The sequence below is a fragment of the Rothia kristinae NBRC 15354 genome (genome assembly GCF_001570865.1).
Lineage (GTDB): Bacteria > Actinomycetota > Actinomycetes > Actinomycetales > Micrococcaceae > Rothia > Rothia kristinae.
In genome coordinates, this window is the sequence record NZ_BCSM01000002.1 from 61337 (window position 1) to 79404 (window position 18068).

At 72.2% G+C, this 18068-nt stretch carries 18 protein-coding genes; 13 read left to right on the forward strand and 5 right to left on the reverse strand.

Going from position 1 to position 18068, the window contains the following annotated elements:
- The first annotated feature begins 48 nt into the window (after positions 1–48).
- A complete protein-coding gene (locus KKR01S_RS01545) occupies positions 49–1257 on the forward strand; it encodes an NAD(P)-binding domain-containing protein (protein WP_061225125.1) in 1209 nt (402 codons plus the stop codon).
- 244 nt (positions 1258–1501) lie between these two features.
- Positions 1502–2275: an HAD-IIB family hydrolase gene (locus KKR01S_RS01550; protein ID WP_244884076.1), complete on the forward strand. Its 774-nt coding sequence runs from the start codon at positions 1502–1504 to the stop codon at positions 2273–2275.
- Positions 2276–2299: 24 nt separating this feature from the next.
- Here KKR01S_RS01550 and KKR01S_RS01555 read toward each other — a convergent pair whose 3' ends face one another.
- On the reverse strand, positions 2300–3106 hold the full coding sequence (locus tag KKR01S_RS01555) for a rhomboid-like protein (RefSeq protein WP_058730412.1): 807 nt from the start codon (positions 3104–3106) through the stop codon (positions 2300–2302).
- A gap of 63 nt (positions 3107–3169) precedes the next feature.
- Here KKR01S_RS01555 and KKR01S_RS01560 point away from each other — a divergent pair, with 63 nt between their 5' ends.
- A complete protein-coding gene (locus KKR01S_RS01560; RefSeq protein ID WP_061225126.1) occupies positions 3170–4270 on the forward strand; it encodes a hypothetical protein in 1101 nt (366 codons plus the stop codon).
- Positions 4271–4297: 27 nt separating this feature from the next.
- On the opposite strand, the gene KKR01S_RS01565 is transcribed toward KKR01S_RS01560, so the two are convergent.
- The 3 genes from KKR01S_RS01565 to KKR01S_RS01575 form a co-directional block, all read right to left on the reverse strand.
- Positions 4298–4720, reverse strand: coding sequence for an organic hydroperoxide resistance protein (locus tag KKR01S_RS01565; RefSeq protein ID WP_058730410.1), 423 nt, complete (start codon positions 4718–4720; stop codon positions 4298–4300).
- 90 nt (positions 4721–4810) lie between these two features.
- The gene (locus KKR01S_RS01570; RefSeq protein WP_061225127.1) at positions 4811–5407 is read right to left on the reverse strand and encodes a DUF421 domain-containing protein; all 597 of its coding nucleotides are present in this window, start codon (positions 5405–5407) and stop codon (positions 4811–4813) included.
- Positions 5408–5433: 26 nt separating this feature from the next.
- Positions 5434–5955: a TetR/AcrR family transcriptional regulator gene (locus KKR01S_RS01575; protein ID WP_061225128.1), complete on the reverse strand. Its 522-nt coding sequence runs from the start codon at positions 5953–5955 to the stop codon at positions 5434–5436.
- Between the two features lie 170 nt (positions 5956–6125).
- Here KKR01S_RS01575 and KKR01S_RS01580 point away from each other — a divergent pair, with 170 nt between their 5' ends.
- Both KKR01S_RS01580 and KKR01S_RS01585 read left to right on the forward strand, forming a co-directional pair.
- Complete coding sequence (locus tag KKR01S_RS01580; protein WP_439709790.1) at positions 6126–7709, forward strand: MFS transporter; 1584 nt, start codon at positions 6126–6128, stop codon at positions 7707–7709.
- A gap of 124 nt (positions 7710–7833) precedes the next feature.
- The gene (locus tag KKR01S_RS01585) at positions 7834–8634 is read left to right on the forward strand and encodes an SDR family NAD(P)-dependent oxidoreductase (RefSeq protein WP_058731502.1); all 801 of its coding nucleotides are present in this window, start codon (positions 7834–7836) and stop codon (positions 8632–8634) included.
- Positions 8635–8738: 104 nt separating this feature from the next.
- Here the strand turns inward: KKR01S_RS01585 and KKR01S_RS01590 are convergent, their stop codons facing one another.
- Entirely contained in the window at positions 8739–9830 is a 1092-nt protein-coding gene (locus KKR01S_RS01590) for an alkene reductase (protein WP_058731501.1), read from the reverse strand.
- A 200-nt stretch (positions 9831–10030) separates the two neighbouring features.
- Between KKR01S_RS01590 and KKR01S_RS01595 the strand changes: the two genes are divergently transcribed.
- From KKR01S_RS01595 to KKR01S_RS01625, 8 genes are all read left to right on the forward strand, one after another.
- Positions 10031–11278 carry a MalY/PatB family protein gene (locus KKR01S_RS01595; RefSeq protein ID WP_061225129.1) on the forward strand — a complete coding sequence of 416 codons (1248 nt, stop codon included), beginning with the start codon at positions 10031–10033 and terminating at the stop codon, positions 11276–11278.
- Positions 11279–11418: 140 nt separating this feature from the next.
- Positions 11419–12612, forward strand: coding sequence for a zinc-dependent alcohol dehydrogenase (locus KKR01S_RS01600; RefSeq protein ID WP_061225130.1), 1194 nt, complete (start codon positions 11419–11421; stop codon positions 12610–12612).
- A gap of 149 nt (positions 12613–12761) precedes the next feature.
- The gene (locus tag KKR01S_RS01605) at positions 12762–14078 is read left to right on the forward strand and encodes a glutaminase (RefSeq protein ID WP_081101456.1); all 1317 of its coding nucleotides are present in this window, start codon (positions 12762–12764) and stop codon (positions 14076–14078) included.
- 108 nt (positions 14079–14186) lie between these two features.
- Positions 14187–14840, forward strand: a complete 654-nt coding sequence (locus KKR01S_RS11215) for an EamA family transporter (protein WP_064725044.1) — start codon at positions 14187–14189, stop codon at positions 14838–14840.
- Complete coding sequence (locus KKR01S_RS11220) at positions 14792–15211, forward strand: EamA family transporter (RefSeq protein ID WP_244884077.1); 420 nt, start codon at positions 14792–14794, stop codon at positions 15209–15211. The genes KKR01S_RS11215 and KKR01S_RS11220 overlap by 49 nt, the downstream gene beginning before the upstream one ends.
- A 26-nt stretch (positions 15212–15237) precedes the next feature.
- A complete protein-coding gene (locus KKR01S_RS01615; protein WP_061225131.1) occupies positions 15238–15810 on the forward strand; it encodes a thiol-disulfide oxidoreductase DCC family protein in 573 nt (190 codons plus the stop codon).
- Positions 15811–15819: 9 nt separating this feature from the next.
- On the forward strand, positions 15820–16653 hold the full coding sequence (locus KKR01S_RS01620) for a glutamine amidotransferase (RefSeq protein ID WP_061225132.1): 834 nt from the start codon (positions 15820–15822) through the stop codon (positions 16651–16653).
- A 202-nt stretch (positions 16654–16855) separates the two neighbouring features.
- Entirely contained in the window at positions 16856–18061 is a 1206-nt protein-coding gene (locus KKR01S_RS01625) for an LLM class flavin-dependent oxidoreductase (protein ID WP_061225133.1), read from the forward strand.
- Positions 18062–18068 lie beyond the last annotated feature (7 nt).

Consider the following 18068-nt stretch of genomic DNA (forward strand, 5'->3'; position numbering starts at 1 on the left):
CCCGCACCACCCGGGCATAGACCGACGTCGGCCGCGGTTGCAGCGGATGTGCAGACCTACACCGCGATCATCATCGGGGCCGGCCAAGCCGGTCTGGCCGCGGCCCATGAGCTCGTGCGCCGCGGACTGGCACCCGGTGCCGACTTCCTGGTGCTGGACGCGGATGACGGTCCCGGCGGCGCGTGGCGGCATCGGTGGGATTCCCTGGTGTTCGGGCGGGCCCACGGCATCGCGGACCTTCCCGGGCTGCCCCTGGGACAGCCGCCGCGGGAGGTGCCGGCTTCCCGGGTGGTCGCCGAATACTACGGCCGCTACGAGGAGGAGTTCGGGCTGGCGGTGCGCAGGCCGGCGCGGGTGCTGCGGGTCGAGGAGGACCCCGATCGGCCGGACCTGCTGCGCCTCACCGTCCGCGAGGATTCCGAAGATCGCATATACCTGGCCAGGTATGTGCTGAGTGCGGCGGGCACCTGGACGAGCCCCTACCTCCCCACGATCCCGGGCATCGGGGAGTTCCGCGGGGCTCAGCTGCACACCCGGGACTACGTGCGCCGCGAGGACTTCGCGGGCCGGCGCACCCTGGTGGTCGGCGGCGGCCTCAGCGCCGTGCAGTTCCTGCTGGAGCTGGCCCCGGTCACCGAGACCATCTGGGCCACCCGGCGCCCTCCCAACTTCACGGACCGCGGATTCGACGCCGGGTGGGGCCGTGAGGTGGAGGAGGCCGTGCGGACCCGGACCGCCGCGGGCCGCGCCCCCGCCAGCGTGGTGCGCACGACCGGCATCCCCCTGTGGGAGGAGTACGCGCGCGGGGTCGAGCAGGGGGTGCTGGTCAGCCGCGGGATGCCGGAGCGGCTCACCCCCACCGGGGCCGTGTGGGGCCCGGATCCCTCCGGAAAGCAGCTGCCCGCGGATCGGGAACCGGAAGCCGCCGCCTCCGGAGGCCTGGGACCCTCGGCATCGGAGGAGCTGGTGATGCCCGCGAGCTGGGATCCGTTCCCTGCGGGGCATGAGGAGCCGGTGGAGGTGGTCTTCTGGAACACCGGCTTCCGCCCGGCCATGAATCACCTGGCGCCCCTGAGGCTGCGCGAACCCGGCGGCGGGATCCGGATGCTGGATGAGGTCAGCCCCGCCCGCGACCGACGGATCCTGCTGGTGGGGTACGGCTCCACGGCGTCGACGATCGGCGCCAACCGGGCCGGGCGGCTGGCCGGTCGCACCCTGGCCCGCCGTCTCGCCGAGGACGAGCGCCCCCGAGGATGACGCCGGGGCACCACCGACGCCCTCCCTCTCGCCCAGCTCTCGCTGCCCACCCCGTCGCTCCGCCGGATGATTTCGGGAGCCGTGCGGTATTTCAGGAGCCCCCGCAGTGCTCCCGAGACACCGCGCGGCTCCCAAAGCGCTTCGGCCGAACCCGCTCCGCTGCCCGGGTGGCGCGGCGGGACCCCCGCGTGGGCGGCGGCTAGCCTGGAAACGGACATCCTCCCCGCGCGCAAAGGACGGCTTCGTGGCACCCCAGCTGATGGCCTTCGATCTGGACGGCACCCTGATCTTCGATCTGCGGATCGCACAGGAGAGCATCGACGCGATCCGCGCCTGGCAGGAGGCCGGGAACCTCGCGGTGTGCGCCACGGGCAAGTCCATCGCCTCCACCCGCCACGCCCTGGAGGGCACGGGCCTGCGCTTCGACTACTGCGTGACGTACACGGGCGCCGTCATCACGGACGCGGGCTTCCGGGTGCTGCGCGCCAGGACGCTGCCGGGTGAGGTGGTCCAGGAGGTGGTGCAGCGGATGTCGGGGGAATCCGGCGTCGCCGTGTACGGCACCACCCTGGACACCGACGACGTGCGCTTCTCCAACCGCACCGGCCGGGCCAGCACGGAGATCCTGCCGCACTTCGTGGAGATGGACGCCGCGCAGATCCCGGAGCACGAGTTCGTCGGGGTGCCGCTGTGGGTGACGGACCCGGAGAAGATCGACCCGCTGCACGAGGAGCTGTCCGCCCGCTACGTCGGGGTCATGGACTGCCACCGCAACCAGACCTTCCTGGACCTGGTGCCGCCGGATACGCACAAGGGCACGGGTCTGGCGTGGCTGGACGAGCACCACCTGGGTGGTCGCTACGAGACGTACTCGATCGGGGATTCGTGGAATGACCTGGGCATGCACGCCTGGGCGGACCACTCGGCGTCCTTCCCGTACTCCCCGCAGGCCGTGCAGGAGGCCACCGAGACCGTGGTGCCCACCGCAGCGGAGTGGATCCGCCGCCTGCTCGCCTGATCCGCAGCGCCCCACACAGGGGGGTCAGCGGCGCGGGTAGGGCTCCAGGACGAAGGTGCGGCCGTCGGCGGTGGAGCGTCGGCACAGGTCCGCGAAGTCCTCGCCGTCGTGCACGCGGGTGCGGACCTCTGGGCGGCGGGTCAGCGGGTACAGGCTCAGCCCCACCATCACCGCGAAGGAGTGACCGGTGGCCGTGAATCCGGTGCCCGGCAGGAACCCGTAGACCACGACGCCGAGCAGCACCGTCAGCAGCGCCGCCCGGTTCCATCCGCGCAGCCGGTAGACCATGATCCCGGCCAGGGCCATGAACCCGTAGCTGGCGCCGGTGTCCTGCACGTTCCACAGGGACTCCGGCCCGTGGAACCAGCGGATCCGCACGTAGACGCCCCACGCGGTGAGCAGGGTGGCCACGATGTGCCCGGTCGCGAAGACGACGACGGCCCGCCCTGTGCCCAGCCACCGCTCCGCCGGAGCGAGGAACACCAGGAACAGCGCGCCCCACAGCAGCAGCTCCGTCCCGGAGACGAAGAACGCGCTGCGCACCAGGACCCGCAGGGGGTCGCGGGTGAGGTGCTCCAGGTTGGTGGACTGCGCGGCGAGGAACAGCTCCTTGGCATGCTCCGGCATCCCCAGCAGCACCCAGGTGGTCACCGCAAGGATCCCCACGTAGATGCAGGTTCCGGGGGCACTGGCCACGTACCACCGCAGGTATCCGCCGTGCCGCTGCCAGAAGGTGCGCATCCAGCGGGTGGGGGCCCAGCCCTGGGCCAGGGAGATCAGCACGAGCACGGCCGCACCGAGCGCGAGCAGCCGCGCGATCATGGGGAGCATGGACCACCATCCTAAGCGTCGCGGGAGGATGGGACGGCGCGGGTCCTCCCGTAGACTCTCCCGATGACCTCCTCCCGCCGCACCGCAGACTCCCCCGCGACGCTGCTGATCATCGCCGACCCCGGTCTGCCCACCCGCCGGCTGCGCCGGATCCAGGATGATCTGGTCCGGCGGCTGGAGACGACGACGCCGGGTGGGGCCCGCCTGCTGACCCGCACCGGAACCGTGCGGGTGCGCCCGGATGACACCATCGACCTCGGCGTCGCCGCGGATCTGGCCCCGGATGACCGCACCGTGGATGCGACCATCCTGCTCACGGAGATGCCGCGGCACGCCGGCGGGCACCCGCTGGTCGCGGAGACCTTCGCGGACCAGCGCGTCGCCGTCGTCTCCTGCCCCACCCTGGGGGTGCTCTTCCCCCGACGCCGCCTGGTGCGCACCATCCTCGCCTGCGCGGCCCGGCTGCTGGATGCGAAGGAGGACCGGGGAAGCCAGCACTGGAACCGGTGGAAGCGCCACCCTGCCACGGGGCACCTGAGCCTGTTCGCCCACACGATCACGGGGGTGCCGCGCACCGTGTTGGGGATGGTCGCGGCCAACGACCCCTGGAGCACCGCCCCGAAGCTGTCCAGCGCGATGGCGGCGGCGGCCGGTGTGGGGGCGTTCGGGGTGTTCTACAGCTCCATCTGGCAGATGTCCGACGCGCTGAGCACGGCCCGGCTGCTGAGCATCGGGGTGCTGGCGGTGGTGCTGATGACGGGATGGCTGCTGGTGAGCAACCGCCTGTGGGATCGCCCGGCGAAGGAGCGGCTGGGCACCGTCGTCGGCCTCTACAACGCCTCCACCGTGCTGACGCTGCTGCTGTGCGTGCTGGTGCTCTACGCGGGGCTGGTGGTGCTGATCCTGCTGGCGGGGCTGGTGGTGATCGACCCGGAGTTCATGGCCGCGACCCTCGGCACCGGGGAGGTCGGGTTCACCAACTACCTGGACATCGCGTGGATGAGCGCGGCCATGGGGGTGGTGGCCGGGGCTCTGGGCTCCAGCTTCGACTCGCAGACGGATCTGCGGCGCCTGACCCACGGGCAGCGCGAGCGCCAGCGCCGCCTGACGGAGGAGAGCGGGGAGGGCTCGCAGGACGCCGCGCCCGGGACCCACCGGGGGTGAGTCCCGGGCGCGGGCGTCGGGCCGGGGTCAGTCCTCGACGACGCTGACGGTGACCTCGATGTTGCCGCGGGTCGCGTTGGAGTAGGGGCAGACCTGGTGGGCCTGGTCCGCCAGCTGCTGGGCGACGTCGTGCTCCAGGTGCGGCAGCACGACCTCCAGGGCCACGGCCAGGCCGAATCCGCCCTTCCCGTTGTCCCCGATGCTGACCTTGGCGCCGACGGCGGAGTCGGAGGTGTCCGCCTTCGCCTGGCGGGCGACCATCTTCAGGGCGGAGTGGAAGCAGGCGGCGTACCCGGCGGCGAACAGCTGCTCGGGGTTGTACCCGTTCCCGGACCCGCCCATGGACTTCGGGGTGGCCAGGTCCAGCTCGAGGTCGGCGTCCTTGACGGAGACGTGGCCGTTGCGGGCCTCGCCGGTGGACAGCGCTTCGGTGGTGTACTTCGGTTCCATGGGGTCCTCCTCGGGACGTTTCCGGTGGTCGAGCTCCACACTAGGCCCGGTCTCGGGCCGGGCACGACGCCGCCCGGCCCGGTTCCGCTGTCAGCGCGAGGCGCCGTCGTCGTCCCGGTCCCGGGCGGCGGGTGCGAGGATCAGCTCCGCGCCGCGCACGCCGTCCAGCAGCGCGGGGTCCGGCTCCGTCCCGGTGCGCAGGATGCTCAGGTGCCCGGTGTCCTCCAGGATGACCCCGCGCACCTGGTCCAGCCGGGTGATGCCGGCCGCCCGCAGGGCCGCGCAGATCTCCCGGTGCGTCAGGTGGGCGCGGCGCAGCGATCGCTCCAGGAATTCGCCGTGGGCCATGAGGGCCAGGGGCTGGTGGCGCAGCCGCCGGGTGGCGCTCACCCGCTGCAGGGTGCCGAAGAGGATCTCCAGGAAGATCAGGGTCCCCAGCCCGACGATGCCGGCGCCGAGGGTCGGGTGGTTGCCGAGGATCACGCGCCCGGCCACCGCCCCGAACATGATGATGATCAGCGCGTCCAGGCCGTTCCAGCTGGACAGCAGCCGCACTCCGAAGACCCGCACCAGCAGCACGAAGCACAGGTAGATGCCCACGGCTGCGGCGATGACCACGGGGATCCGCCAGGGTTCGATCCCCAGCTCCCTCCACACCAGGTGACCCAGATCCGGCGGCAGACTCATGCCGCCCATCCTAATGACGACGCCGCTCACCCCCTGACGAGACCCCGGACCACCTCGAGCACCCGCTCGAGGTCCTCCCCGGTGGTCTGCACGGCCACGGACAGTCCGGCGTCGTAGTACAGCCCGTCCCCGATCAGCAGGATCGCCCGGGCCCTGCCCGGATCCCCCACCTCCTCGAGGATCAGCGCGTACCAGTCCCGGTGGATGGATTCCAGCAGCTCGCGCACCGCGGGGTGGGAGTCCTGGCTCAGCTGGGCGGCGGCGACCATGGACCGATCCAGGGGGGCGTCCTCGTAGGCGGAGGAGCGCACGTAGTGCACGGAGGCGCCCTCGGGGCAGGTGCGCATGGTGTGCAGGTCCTCCCGGATCATCTCCCGCAGCCGATCCAGCTGCCCCTGCACCAGGGCGTCCTTGTCCTTGAAGTGGTAGAGCAGGCCGCCCTTGGACAGACCTGCGCGCTCGACGACGGCGTTCAGCGTGGCCGCGCGCTCTCCCCCTTCGATGAGGAGGGATTCGTAGGCGTCGAGGATGCGGTCCCGTGAGCTCATGATCCCGACCCTAGCCCCTGGCGCGCTGAACCGTCCAGACGGTACAGTAGCGGACGATCGACCGCATCCCCCTGCCGCGAACCGTCACTCCCGTGGCCTCTGGACCGCCCAGAAGCCACGCCCCTGACGGCTCGGCGGGGAAGACCCGAGCAGCACCGTGAGGAGGACCCGTGTACACCGCGCCCCTGCCCCGCATCACCCCGACCACCGGAACGCACCCCACCGCCGCCCAGCCCCCGCACCCCGCCAGCGCGCGACGCCGCTGGGCCGCGCTGAGCGTGCTCATGCTCCCGGTGCTGCTGGTCGCGGTGGACAACACCGTGCTCTCCTTCGCCCTGCCCGCGATCTCCGAGGCGCTGCGCCCCAGCGGCAACCAGCTGCTGTGGATCGTGGACGTCTACCCGCTGGTCCTGGCGGGGGTGCTGGTGCCGATGGGCTCCCTGGGGGACCGGATCGGTCGGCGTCGGCTCCTGCTGATCGGGGCCACCGGGTTCACCGCGCTCTCCGCGGCGGCCGCCTTCGCGCCGTCAGCGGGCTGGCTGGTCGCCGCGCGGGCCGCGATGGGCTTCTTCGGGGCCATGCTCATGCCGGCCACCCTCTCCCTGATCCGCAACATCTTCCCCAACCCCCACGAGCGTCGCCTGGCCATCGCCATCTGGGCGGCCGGCTTCTCCGGCGGGGCGGCCCTGGGACCCATCGTCGGCGGCTTCCTGCTGGAGCACTTCACGTGGGGCTCGGTGTTCCTGCTCGCGGTGCCGGTGATGCTGCCGCTGCTGGCCCTGGGCCCGATCCTCGTCCCGGAGTCCCGGGATCCCCACCCCGGCCCGGTGGATCCGTGGAGCATCCTGCTGGCCCTAGCCACCATGACGCCGCTGATCTACGGCATCAAGACCTTCGCCACCGAGGGTCCGGGTTGGCAGGCCCTGGTTCCGGCGGCGGTGGCGCTCGCGGCCGGCTTCGCCTTCGTCCGGCGCCAGCTGCGCCGTCCCGAGCCGATGCTGGACGTGCGGCTGTTCCGCAACCCCGTATTCACCGGGGCCATCCTGTCCAACCTGTTCAGCGTGTTCTCCCTGGTGGGGTTCCTGTACTACATCTCCCAGCACCTGCAGCTGGTCAGCGGCTACTCCCCCATGCAGGCCGGCTTCCTGCTGCTGCCGGGTCTGGCGATCACGATCGTCGCGGGCCTGGTGGTGGTGCGCCTGGTGAAGCGGTGGCGGCCCTCCCGGGTGGTCACCGGCGGACTGCTGCTCAACGCGGCGGGCTTCGCGCTGGCGGCCTGGGCGGGTCCGCAGGGCTCCGACGTCGGGCTGATCGCGGCCTTCGCGGTGCTGGGCGCGGGCATCGGCTTCGCGGAGACCATCGCCAATGACATGATCCTGGCCGCGGTGCCGGCGCAGAAGGCCGGGGCGGCCTCGGCGATCTCGGAGACCGCGTACGAGACCGGCTCCGTGCTGGGCACGGCCGTGCTGGGCTCGGTGCTGAACTTCGCATACCGGGCGCACCTGGAGATCCCGGCCGGGATTCCCGACGACGCCCGGGAGGCTTCCCGGGAGACCCTCGGCGGGGCGGTGGACACCGCCGGGACCCTGCCCGGACAGCTCGGGGAGGCCCTGCTGGACTCGGCCCGGCGCGCCTTCGACTCGGGGGTGCTGATCACCAGCCTGATCGGGGTGGTGCTGATGCTCGCCGCCGCGGTGATGGCCTGGCGCACCCTGGGTGGTGCGGACGAGAAGCTGGAGACCACCCGGGACTGAACCGTCGCAGCCGGCGCCACCCCCCGGGGAGGAGACCGCCTCTGAGAGCGAAACCCCTGGTCAGCACCCACTGCCCGGGAGAGACTGGTGGGGTACACCACCGTCATCGGAAGGCTTTGAGACCATGGACCTGGGCATCGAGGGCAAGATCGCGCTGATCACCGGAGGGGACTCCGGGATCGGCTGGCACACCGCCCAGCGGCTGCTGGCGGAGGGGGCCGTCGTCGTCATCTCGGATCGGGATGAGGAGAAGCTGGCCGAGGCCGCCCAGCGGCTGGAGGCCCCGGAGGGCCGCCTGCACGCCTTCCCCGCGGACATCGCCAGCCAGCAGGACCTGCGCCGTCTGCACGAGCAGGTGCGCGAGGCCGCCGGGAGCATCGACATCCTGGTGCAGTCCGCCGGGATCACCGGCGCCCAGGGGTACTTCCACGAGATCGACGACGCCGGGTGGACCGACACCCTCGAGGCGGATCTGCTGGGCCCGGTGCGCCTGATCCGGGAGTTCCTGCCGGATCTGCGCGAGGGCGGCTGGGGCCGGCTGGTGCTGCTGGCCTCGGAGGACGCCGTGCAGCCCTACGACGACGAGCTGCCCTACTGCGCGGCGAAGGCCGGGATCCTGGCGCTGGCCAAGGGCCTGTCCCGCACGTATGCGCGGGAGGGGCTGCTGGTCAACGCCGTCTCCCCGGCCTTCATCCGCACGCCGATGACGGACGCGATGATGCGGCGGCGCTCGGAGCAGCTGGGCGTCTCCTTCGACGAGGCGATCGAATCCTTCCTGGACGAGCAGCGCCCGCACATGGAGCTCAAGCGCCGCGGCACCCCGGAGGAGGTGGCCCCCGTGATCGCGTTCCTGTGCTCGGACCTGGCGTCCTTCGTCAACGGGTCCAACTACCGCGTGGACTCCGGGTCCGTGGCCACCCTCTGACCCAGCACGCGCCGGCCGGCGCACCGCCCTCGTCACGCTGGGTGCAGGATGTCGCGGACGGTCCGTAGACATCCTGCACCCAGCGCGTCATCGGCGACGGAGGTTCAGCCGGCCTGAGCCCCCTCGCCGGCGAAGGGGTAGTCCGTGTACCCGTGCGGGCCGGGGGCGTAGAAGGTGGACGGGTCCGGGGTGTTCAGCTCCAGTCCCTCCCGCCAGCGGCGCACCAGATCCGGATTGGCGATCAGCTCCCGCCCCACCACCGCGGCATCGGCGAGATCCTCGGCCACGATGCGCCGCGCCTCGGGCAGCTCGGTGACTTCTGCGAACCCGGAGTTCAGCAGGAACGCGCCGGGGAAGCGCCCGCGCAGGTGCGCCACCAGGTCCCCGTCGATCTCCCGGTGCAGCACCGAGAGATAGGCCGGGTGGGCCTCGGCGATGCCGTCCAGCAGCGCATCGTAGGTGGCCAGCACATCCTGCCGATCCCGCTCCAGGGTGCCCTGCACGTTGTGCTCCGGGGAGATGCGCAGACCCACCCGATCCCCGCCGATCTCCTCGGCGACGCCGCGCACCGCCTCCACCGTCAGGCGCGCCCGGGCGGCCGGGGAGCCTCCCCAGGCGTCCTCGCGGTGGTTGGCCGAGGGGCTGAGGAACTCGTGCAGGAGGTACCCGTTGGCCCCGTGCAGCTCGACGCCGTCCGCCCCGGCGTCCACGGCCCGGCGGGCGGCAGCCCGGAACTCCTCGACGATGCGGGGGACCTCCTCGGTGCCCAGGGCGCGGGGCACGGGGGCCTCGGCCTTGCCGGCGAAGGTGTGCACGCCGGTGCCGGAGGCGATGGCGCTCGGCGCCTCGGGCTGGGCGCCGCGCAGCAGATCCGGGTGGGACATGCGCCCGCCGTGCATCAGCTGCAGCACCAGGGTGCCGCCCTCGGCGTGCACCGCCTCGGCGACCTTCGCCCAGCCGGTGGTCTGGGCGTCGTCGGCGATGCCGGCCTGGCCGGGGAAGGCCCGGTTGGTGAAGGCGGTGAAGGTGCCCTCGGTGACCACCAGGCCGGCGGAGGCGCGCTGGGCGTAGTAGCGCGCGTGCAGGTCCGTGGGCACGCCGTCCTCCCCGGCACGCTGGCGGGTCAGGGCGGCCATGGTGATGCGGTTGCGCAGGTGCAGGGCACCGGCCTGCAGCGGATCGAACAGGGTGGTCACGGGCGTGCTTCTTCCCTCGGGGATGCGGACTGTGCCGTGGAACCACCCCGCATGCCCGGCTATTCCCACCCCTCGAAGTCCCCGTATGACGCCGCGCGGTGCCGGGCGGGGTCACCGGTTGCATTCCGCGGGTGGGCGCAGTTGTCTGAGGGGAGCATGAGCCCTCGAGGCGAGGACGAGCGAGAGACCAGGAGACCTGTGTGCACCCCTATGACCAGATCACCGTGGAATCCCTGGTGGGCAAGTCCGGGATCAAGTGGTCCCAGGGCGAGGGGGTGATCGGGGCGTTCATCGCGGAGACGGACTTCGGGGTGGCCGAGCCGATCCGCGCGGCCCTGCGGGACCTGGATGAGCGGGACCTGTTCGGCTACGCCCCCGCGTGGATGGTGCGGGAGCTGCAGGAGGCCACGGCCGAGCTGTACGCGCAGGAGCACGGCTGGCGCGTCCCCGCCCGGCAGGTCGCGCCCCTGCCGGATGTGATCGCGGGGTTCGCGGCCTTCCTGGACGTGTTCACCGCCCCCGGGGCCCCGGTGATCCTGCCGACCCCGGCGTACATGCCGTTCCTGCGGGTCCCTGGGCTGCACGAGCGCCGGATCATCGAGGTGCCGATGCGCCGGGATCCCGAGGCGAGCACCCCCTGGCGGCTGGATCCGGCGGATCTGGAGACGGCCTTCGCGGCGGCCGACGCCGAGCTCGCTGCGGCCGCGGCACCCGGGGACGCGGCCTCGCGGTCCGCGGCCGGGGAGGGACCGCGCCATCGGGGGCCGGTGCTGATCCTGTGCAATCCGCACAACCCGACGGGCAAGGTCCACACCCGGGAGGAGATGGCCCAGATCGCCCGGGTCGTGCAGGCCCATGACGGGTGGGTCTTCTCCGATGAGATCCACGCCCCCGTGGTCTACTCCGGTGCCCGCCACGTTCCCTACGCCTCCACGGGGGCCGCGGCCGCGGGCCACACGGTCACGGCCACCGCGGCGTCGAAGGCCTTCAACATCCCGGGGCTGCGCTGCGCCCAGCTGCTCTTCTCCGACGAGGCCGACGCCGCCCGCTGGGCCGAGCGCGGGGAGTTCGTCTCCAAGTCGGCGTCGAACCCGGGGATGCTGGCGACGACGGCGGCCTACCGCGAGGCCCGCGTCTGGGCCCGGGAGACCCGGGACTACCTGGAGGGCAATCGGGATGAGCTGGGGGATCTGCTGACCCAGCACCTGCCGGGGGTGGGGTGGATCCCGCCGCAGGCGACCTTCCTGGCCTGGCTGGATGTCTCCGCGCTGGGCATCCCGGGGTGTCCGCAGGAGTTCTTCCTGGAGCGGGCCGCGGTGAGCCTGACCGACGGCGCCCAGTGCGGGCAGGGCCTGGGCGGGCACGTGCGCCTGAACTTCGGGATGCCCCGCCCGGTGCTGCGCGAGGCCGTGGAGCGGATGGGTCGGGCCGCAGCCCAGCTGGCCTGAGCGCGGTCCGAGGAGGCGGCCGAACCCGTCGAATCGGCCGCTGACCTGGTGACACGTCGGCTCAGAAGGTCGCATAATGGAGGGACACGGATCCGCGCCGCAGGCCGCTGGAGCCACCGAACCACACGGAGGAGAACACCATGCGCGCACTGACCTGGCAGGGTCCCGGATCGGTCGAGATCGCCGAGGTCCCCATGCCCGAGCTGCGGGATCCCACCGATGCGATCGTTCGGGTCACCTCGACGGCGATCTGCGGCTCGGACCTGCACCTGTACGGGGTGCTCGGGCCGTACATGGGCCGCGGAGACGTCCTGGGCCACGAGTTCATGGGCGTCGTGGAGGAGGTCGGCGCGGAGGTGACCGGCCTGCAGGTCGGGGACCGCGTCGTCGTGCCCTTCAACATCTCCTGCGGGCGCTGCTGGATGTGCTCGCGAGGCTTCTACGCCCAGTGCGAGACCACCCAGAACACCGAACGTGGCACCGGCGCGTCGCTGTTCGGCTTCAGCAAGCTCTACGGGGAGGTTCCGGGCGGGCAGGCCGAGTACGTGCGGGTGCCGCATGCGGACTTCGGACCGGTGAAGGTCCCCCACGGCTTCGTCGACGAGCGGGCCCTGTACCTCTCCGACATCCTGCCCACCGCGTGGCAGGGCGTGGCGTGGGCGAACGTCCCCGACGGCGGCACGCTGGCGGTGATCGGCGCCGGGCCGATCGGTCAGCTGGCCGTGCGCTCGGCACGCCAGCAGGGCCACGCGGAGCGGATCATCGCCGTGGATCTGGTGGATGAGCGGCTGGAGCTGGCCCGGGCCTGGGGCGCGCAGACCATCGACCTGCGCGAGGTGGATTCGGTCGGGGATGCGATCCGGGATCTGACCGGCGGACGCGGAGCGGATTCGGTGCTGGATGCCGTGGGCATGGAGGCCCACGGGAACCCGGTGGCCGAGCAGGTGGTGAAGGCCGTGGGGAAGCTGCCCGGCGGCGTCGGGCAGAAGGTCATGGAGACCGCCGGGATCGACCGCACCGCGGCGCTGCTCAGCGCGATCGACGGCGTGCGCCGCTCCGGCACCGTGTCCATCAGCGGGGTGTACGGCGGCACCGCCGATCCGCTGCCGATGATGACGATGTTCGACAAGGGGATCCGCCTGGCGATGGGTCAGTGCCACGTGCGGCAGTGGACCGAGGAGCTGTCCGAGATCCTCTTCCAGGACGAGGACGTGCTGGGGGTGGAGCAGCTGGCCACCCACCACCTGGCCCTCTCCGATGCCCCGGAAGCCTATGACATGTTCCGGGATAAGCGGGACGGCTGCATCAAGGTGGTCCTGGACCCCACCCGCTGACGCCGGGCCGGCTCAGTCGGGCCCCGGCTCCGGTCCAGGCCCGATGGCACGCTGGGTGCAGGATGTCGCGGACGGTCCGCGACATCCTGCACCCAGCGTGACGACCCGCGCCGAGGACGGCGCGGCCGCACCCACTACGCTGGATTCCCATGAGAACCCCCGTGCCCGAGTACCTGTCCGAGCTGCTGGATGCCGTGCGCGAGAAGGACGGAGGTGCCGTCGCGGACTACATCCCCGAGCTGGCCAAAGCGGACCCGGGGCTGTTCGGCGTCGCCCTGACCACCGTGGACGGGCGCACCTACTCCGCCGGGGACGACGAGCACGAGTTCTCCATCCAGTCCATCTCCAAGCCCTTCGCCTACGCCGCGGCGCTGACGGACCGCGGGGTGGAGGAGATCATGTCCAAGGTCTCCGTGGAGCCCTCCGGGGAGGCGTTCAACGAGCTGTCCCTGGAGCGGGGCACCAACCGCCCCAAGAACCCCATGATCAACGCCGGGGCGATCGCGGTGCACAGTCTGCTGATGAACCCGGAGGCCTCCCTGGAGGAGCGCGCCGCGCACACGGTGGAGTTCTTCTCCCGGCTGGCCGGGCGGGAGCTGCAGATGGACGAGGAGGTGTTCCGCTCCGAGCTGGAGACCACGGACCGCAACATGGCCCTCGCGCACATGCTGCGCAACTACGGGATGTTCGAGGAGCACGCGCACAACGTGGTGGCCGGGTACGTGGCCCAGTGCGCCATCCGGGTCACGGTCCGGGACCTGGCGATCATGGGTGCCACGCTGGCCAACGGCGGGGTGCAGCCGAGCACCGGGGAGCGGGTCTGCTCCCCGGAGGTGGCCCGGCAGGTGCTGGCGGTGATGGTCTCCGCGGGGATGTACGACGCCTCGGGGACGTGGTTCGCCGACGTCGGGATCCCGGCGAAGTCCGGGGTGGCCGGGGGTGTGCTGGGGGTGCTGCCGGGGCAGCTGGGCATCGGCGTGCTCTCCCCGCGCCTGGATGCGCAGGGCAATTCGGTGCGCGGGGTGCAGGTGTTCCGGAAGCTCTCCGACGACATGGGCCTGCACCTGATCAACGTCCACGCCTATGGGCACGACGCGGTGCGCTCGGTGCGCCAGGTGGGCCGGGATCTGATCATCAAGCTGCAGGGGAACATCGGGTTCACCGGTGCGGAATCCGTGCTCTCCCAGCTGGAGTACGTGCAGCCCCCGGAGCACGGCGCCGTGATCTTCGATCTCACGCGGGTGACGAGCCTGAACGACGTCGGGCGGCGGATGCTCCTGGAGGGGATGCTGCGGCTGAAGCAGGATGGTGCCCGGGTGGGGCTGATCGACACGGACGGGGTGCTGCCGGATCCGGATCTGGGCGATGGCACCTACCCGGAGCGGCGCGGGCGCATCCGCGCCGCCCTGCGCACCGCCCAGACCCTGCGCCAGCCGGAGACGACGTACCCGCACAGCACCCGCTGACATCGCCGATCGCGCTGACGCCCCCGGTTCCGACGACGCTCACCCGAGCGTCCACGCGGGGTGCCCGGCCCCGCGGCGTCGGGCCCCCGAGGAGAGGAGACCGGGCCGATGAGCACCACCGCACACCCCGCCCAGCAGACGCGGGCCGGATCCGGCGTCCTGCTGGTCATCGGCTCGTGCATCTCCCTGCAGTTCGGCGCGGCCATGGCCACCCAGCTGTTCGCCCCGCTGGGCTCCTGGGGGGTGACGACGCTGCGCCTGGTGCTCGGCGCCGTCGTGCTCCTGGTGCTCACCCGCCCGGCCGTGCGCGCGTGGGACCGGCGGCAGTGGCGGGCCGTGGTGCTGTTCGGGGCGACGATGGCGCTGATGAACGGCTTCTTCTACGCCGCGATCGCCCGCATCCCGCTGGGGGTGACGGTGGCCCTGGAGTTCCTGGGGCCGCTGGTGCTCTCCGCGGTGACCTCCCGGCGGGGACTGGACTTCGCATGGGTGGGTCTGGCCCTGGGCGGGATGGCCCTGCTGGGGGTGCAGTCCGTGCTGGGCGGGGCGGGTCTGGATCCCCTCGGGGCGGTCTTCGCGCTGATCGCCGGGCTGTTCTGGGCCGGGTACGTGCTGGCCAGCGGGCACGTGGGTCGGCTGGTGCCGGGCACGGGCAGACTGGCGGCGTCGATGACGGTGGCGGGTCTGCTCCTGCTGCCGGTGGGGCGGGCAGCGTGGTGCGGGCAGGGCAGGAGCCGCATCTGCTGGGCCTGGCGCTGCTGACCGCCCTGCTGGCCTCGGTGATCCCGTACTCCCTGGAGCTGGCGGCGCTGCGGCGGGTGCTCGGCCAGGTGTTCAGCATCCTGCTGAGCCTGGAGCCGGCGTTCGCGGCGCTGTTCGGCTGGCTGCTGCTGTCCCAGCGCATCGAGGGGCTGCGGCTGCTGGCGATCGCCCTGGTGGTCCTCGCCTCGATGGGCACCACGGTCTCCGCCTCCCTGGGGGCGCGGCGTACCCGGCGCCGGGTGGCGCGACAGGCCGAGGATGAGCCGGCCGGGCTCATCCCGCCGGAGGAGGTCGTGGTGGGGGTGGGCACCGGCGCCCTGCCCGTCGTGGCCGCGGACCCCGAGCAGACCGAGACCGCGCGGAGCAGGTGAGGCCCGCCCCGGCTATCGTGGGCCGCATGCGAGTCTTCGTCTTCGACGACGCCTGCGGCCCGTGCACCCGGGCGGCGGCCTTCCTGCGCCGGCGCGCCGGGGCGGGCGCCGCCGGAACGGATGCCGCGGGCGCGAGCGACGGTGCGGGGGCCGTGGGCGACGGTGCGGGAGCCGTGGCCGTGGGCGACGGCGCGGGCGCGGGGCTGATCGTGCTGCCCTTCTCGCGGGTGCGCGAGGAGCTGGATGACGCCGCCCGCGAGCGCTTCGCCCGCGAGGCCCTGTACGCGCAGGGCCCGACGCCGTCGGCCGCTCCTCCGACGGAAACCCTGCCGACGTGCTCCCTCCCGGTGGATGATTCTCCGGGGGATCGCCCGGCGGCAGCGGTGCGCGCGATGCCCGCGGGGTGGGAGCTGCCGGGCCGCGCGGCCTGGGGGCACGCGGCGATCGCCCGGGCGCTGCTGGCCTCCCCGCACCGGGCGGATCGGCTGGCCGGCCGGGTGATCCTGGCCCGCCCCGTCGCCCCGGCGGCCCGCCGGGTGTACGGGTGGGTGGCCCGGCATCGTCGGGTGCTCAATCCGCTCTTCCCGCCGGCTGGCTAAGCTGGGGCCATGCTGCCCTTCCTGCTGATCCAGACCCGCGACGATGACGCCGTGGTGGCCGACGAGCTGCGCTCCACCGCCGAGCTGGGCGGCTTCGGTCCCGGTGAGCTGGTGCAGCTGCAGCTGGATCGGATCTTCGCGGAGGATCCGCGCCCGGCCACCGGAGAGCCGGAGCCGGGCGATGAGGCGGACAGCCCGCTGGCGTCCTCGGAGCAGCAGGCGCCCCCGGCCCTGGACTGGCCGGCGATCCTGCAGGCGCATTCCGGGGTGATCCTGTGCGGCAGCCCGTTCAACTCCTCGGACCCGGAGGAGTCCAAGTCCGCGCTGCAGCGGCGGGTGGAGGCGGAGCTGCGGCGGATGCTGGATGAGGTGGTGCGCCGGGACTACCCCTTCTTCGGCGCCTGCTACGGGGTGGGCACTCTGGGCCTGCACCAGGGGGCGGTGGTGGATCGGACCTTCTCCGAGGAGGCCGGGCCGATCCGGGTGACGGTGACCCCGCAGGGTCGGCAGGATCCGCTGCTGGCCGACGTCGAGCCGGTGTTCCAGGCCTTCGTGGGCCACAAGGAGGCGGTGCGCACCCTGCCGCCGGGGGCGGTGCTGCTGGCCGGGGGCGAGGCCTGCCCGGTGCAGATGTTCCGCATCGGGGCGAACATGTACGCCACGCAGTTCCACCCGGAGCTGGATCAGCGGGGCCTGCTGCACCGGCTGCGCGTGTACGCGAACCACGGCTACTACGACCCGGAGAACGCCCAGGAGCGCTTCGACGCCGTGCGCGCGGCCGAGGTGACCCAGCCCCAGCGGATCCTGGCGAACTTCCGCCGCCGCTACGCCCGCTCGGCCTGAGCGGCCCTCCCCCTCCCCGGGGCGCCGCGGACCCGTCATCGGACGCCGCGGGCCCGTCGTCGGCACTTGCGACCACCGCCGAATCATTTGACGCATCAACTTTTTTTACCCGGGAATAAAGCCCACACACCCGAGGTTGGACCGGTCAGACCACGAAGCAGCACCGCCGGGAGGCGGAGCACGAGGCGAAGGAGCCGAGACCATGCAGTTCGGGATCATGACCATCGGGGACGTCACCCAGGACCCCACCACCGGCACCACCCCCACCGAGCACGAGCGCATCCGCAACACCGTGGAGATCGCGAAGAAGGCCGAGGAGATCGGCATGGACGTCTTCGCGACCGGCGAGCACCACAACCCGCCGTTCGTGGCCCCGGCCAACCCGCCGGTGCTGCTGGCCAACATCGCCGCGCAGACCGAGAAGATCATCCTGTCCACCTCCACCACCCTGATCACCACCAATGACCCGGTGCGCCTGGCGGAGGACTACAGCTACCTGCAGCACCTGGCGGAGGGCCGGGTGGACCTGATCATGGGCCGCGGCAACACCGGCCCGGTGTACCCGTGGTTCGGCAAGGACATCCGGCAGGGCATCCCGCTGGCGGTGGAGAACTACAACCTGCTGTACCGGCTGTGGCACGAGCAGACCGTGAACTGGCAGGGCAAGTTCCGCACCCCGCTGCAGTCCTTCACGCTCACCCCGCAGCCGCTGGACGGCGTCGCGCCGTTCGTGTGGCACGGGTCGATCCGCTCCCCGGAGATCGCGGAGCAGGCGGCGTACTACGGCGACGGCTTCCTGCACAACAACATCTTCTGGAACAAGGAGTTCACCCAGCAGATGATCGAGCTGTACCGGCAGCGCTACGAGCACTACGGCCACGGCGCGGCGGATCAGGCCTTCGTGGGCCTGGGCGGGCACGTGTTCATGCGGCCCAACTCGCAGGACGCCCGCCGGGAGTTCCGCCCGTACTTCGACAACGCCCCGGTCTACGGCCACGGGCCCTCCATGGAGGACTTCATGGATCAGACCCCGCTGACCGTGGGCTCCCCGCAGGAGGTCATCGAGAAGACGCTGAGCTTCCGCGAGTACGCGGGGGACTATCAGCGGCAGCTGTTCCTCATCGACCACGCGGGCCTGCCGCAGAAGACGGTGCTGGAGCAGCTGGACCAGCTGGGTGAGATCCTGCCGACCCTGCGCAGGGAGTTCGACGCCGGGCGCCCGGCCCACGTCCCCGAGGCCCCGACCCACGAGTGGCTGGTGCGCCGCCACGAGGACGGCATGGACCCGGTGCCCGGGGGTCGTCCGGATTTCCCGGCGGGCCGGGAGCGCGCCGCCCAGCAGGAGCGGCAGGCCGAGCAGGCCGGGGGCGACGTCGACGCCACTCGGCAGGACACGACGCAGCGGTAGAGTCCGC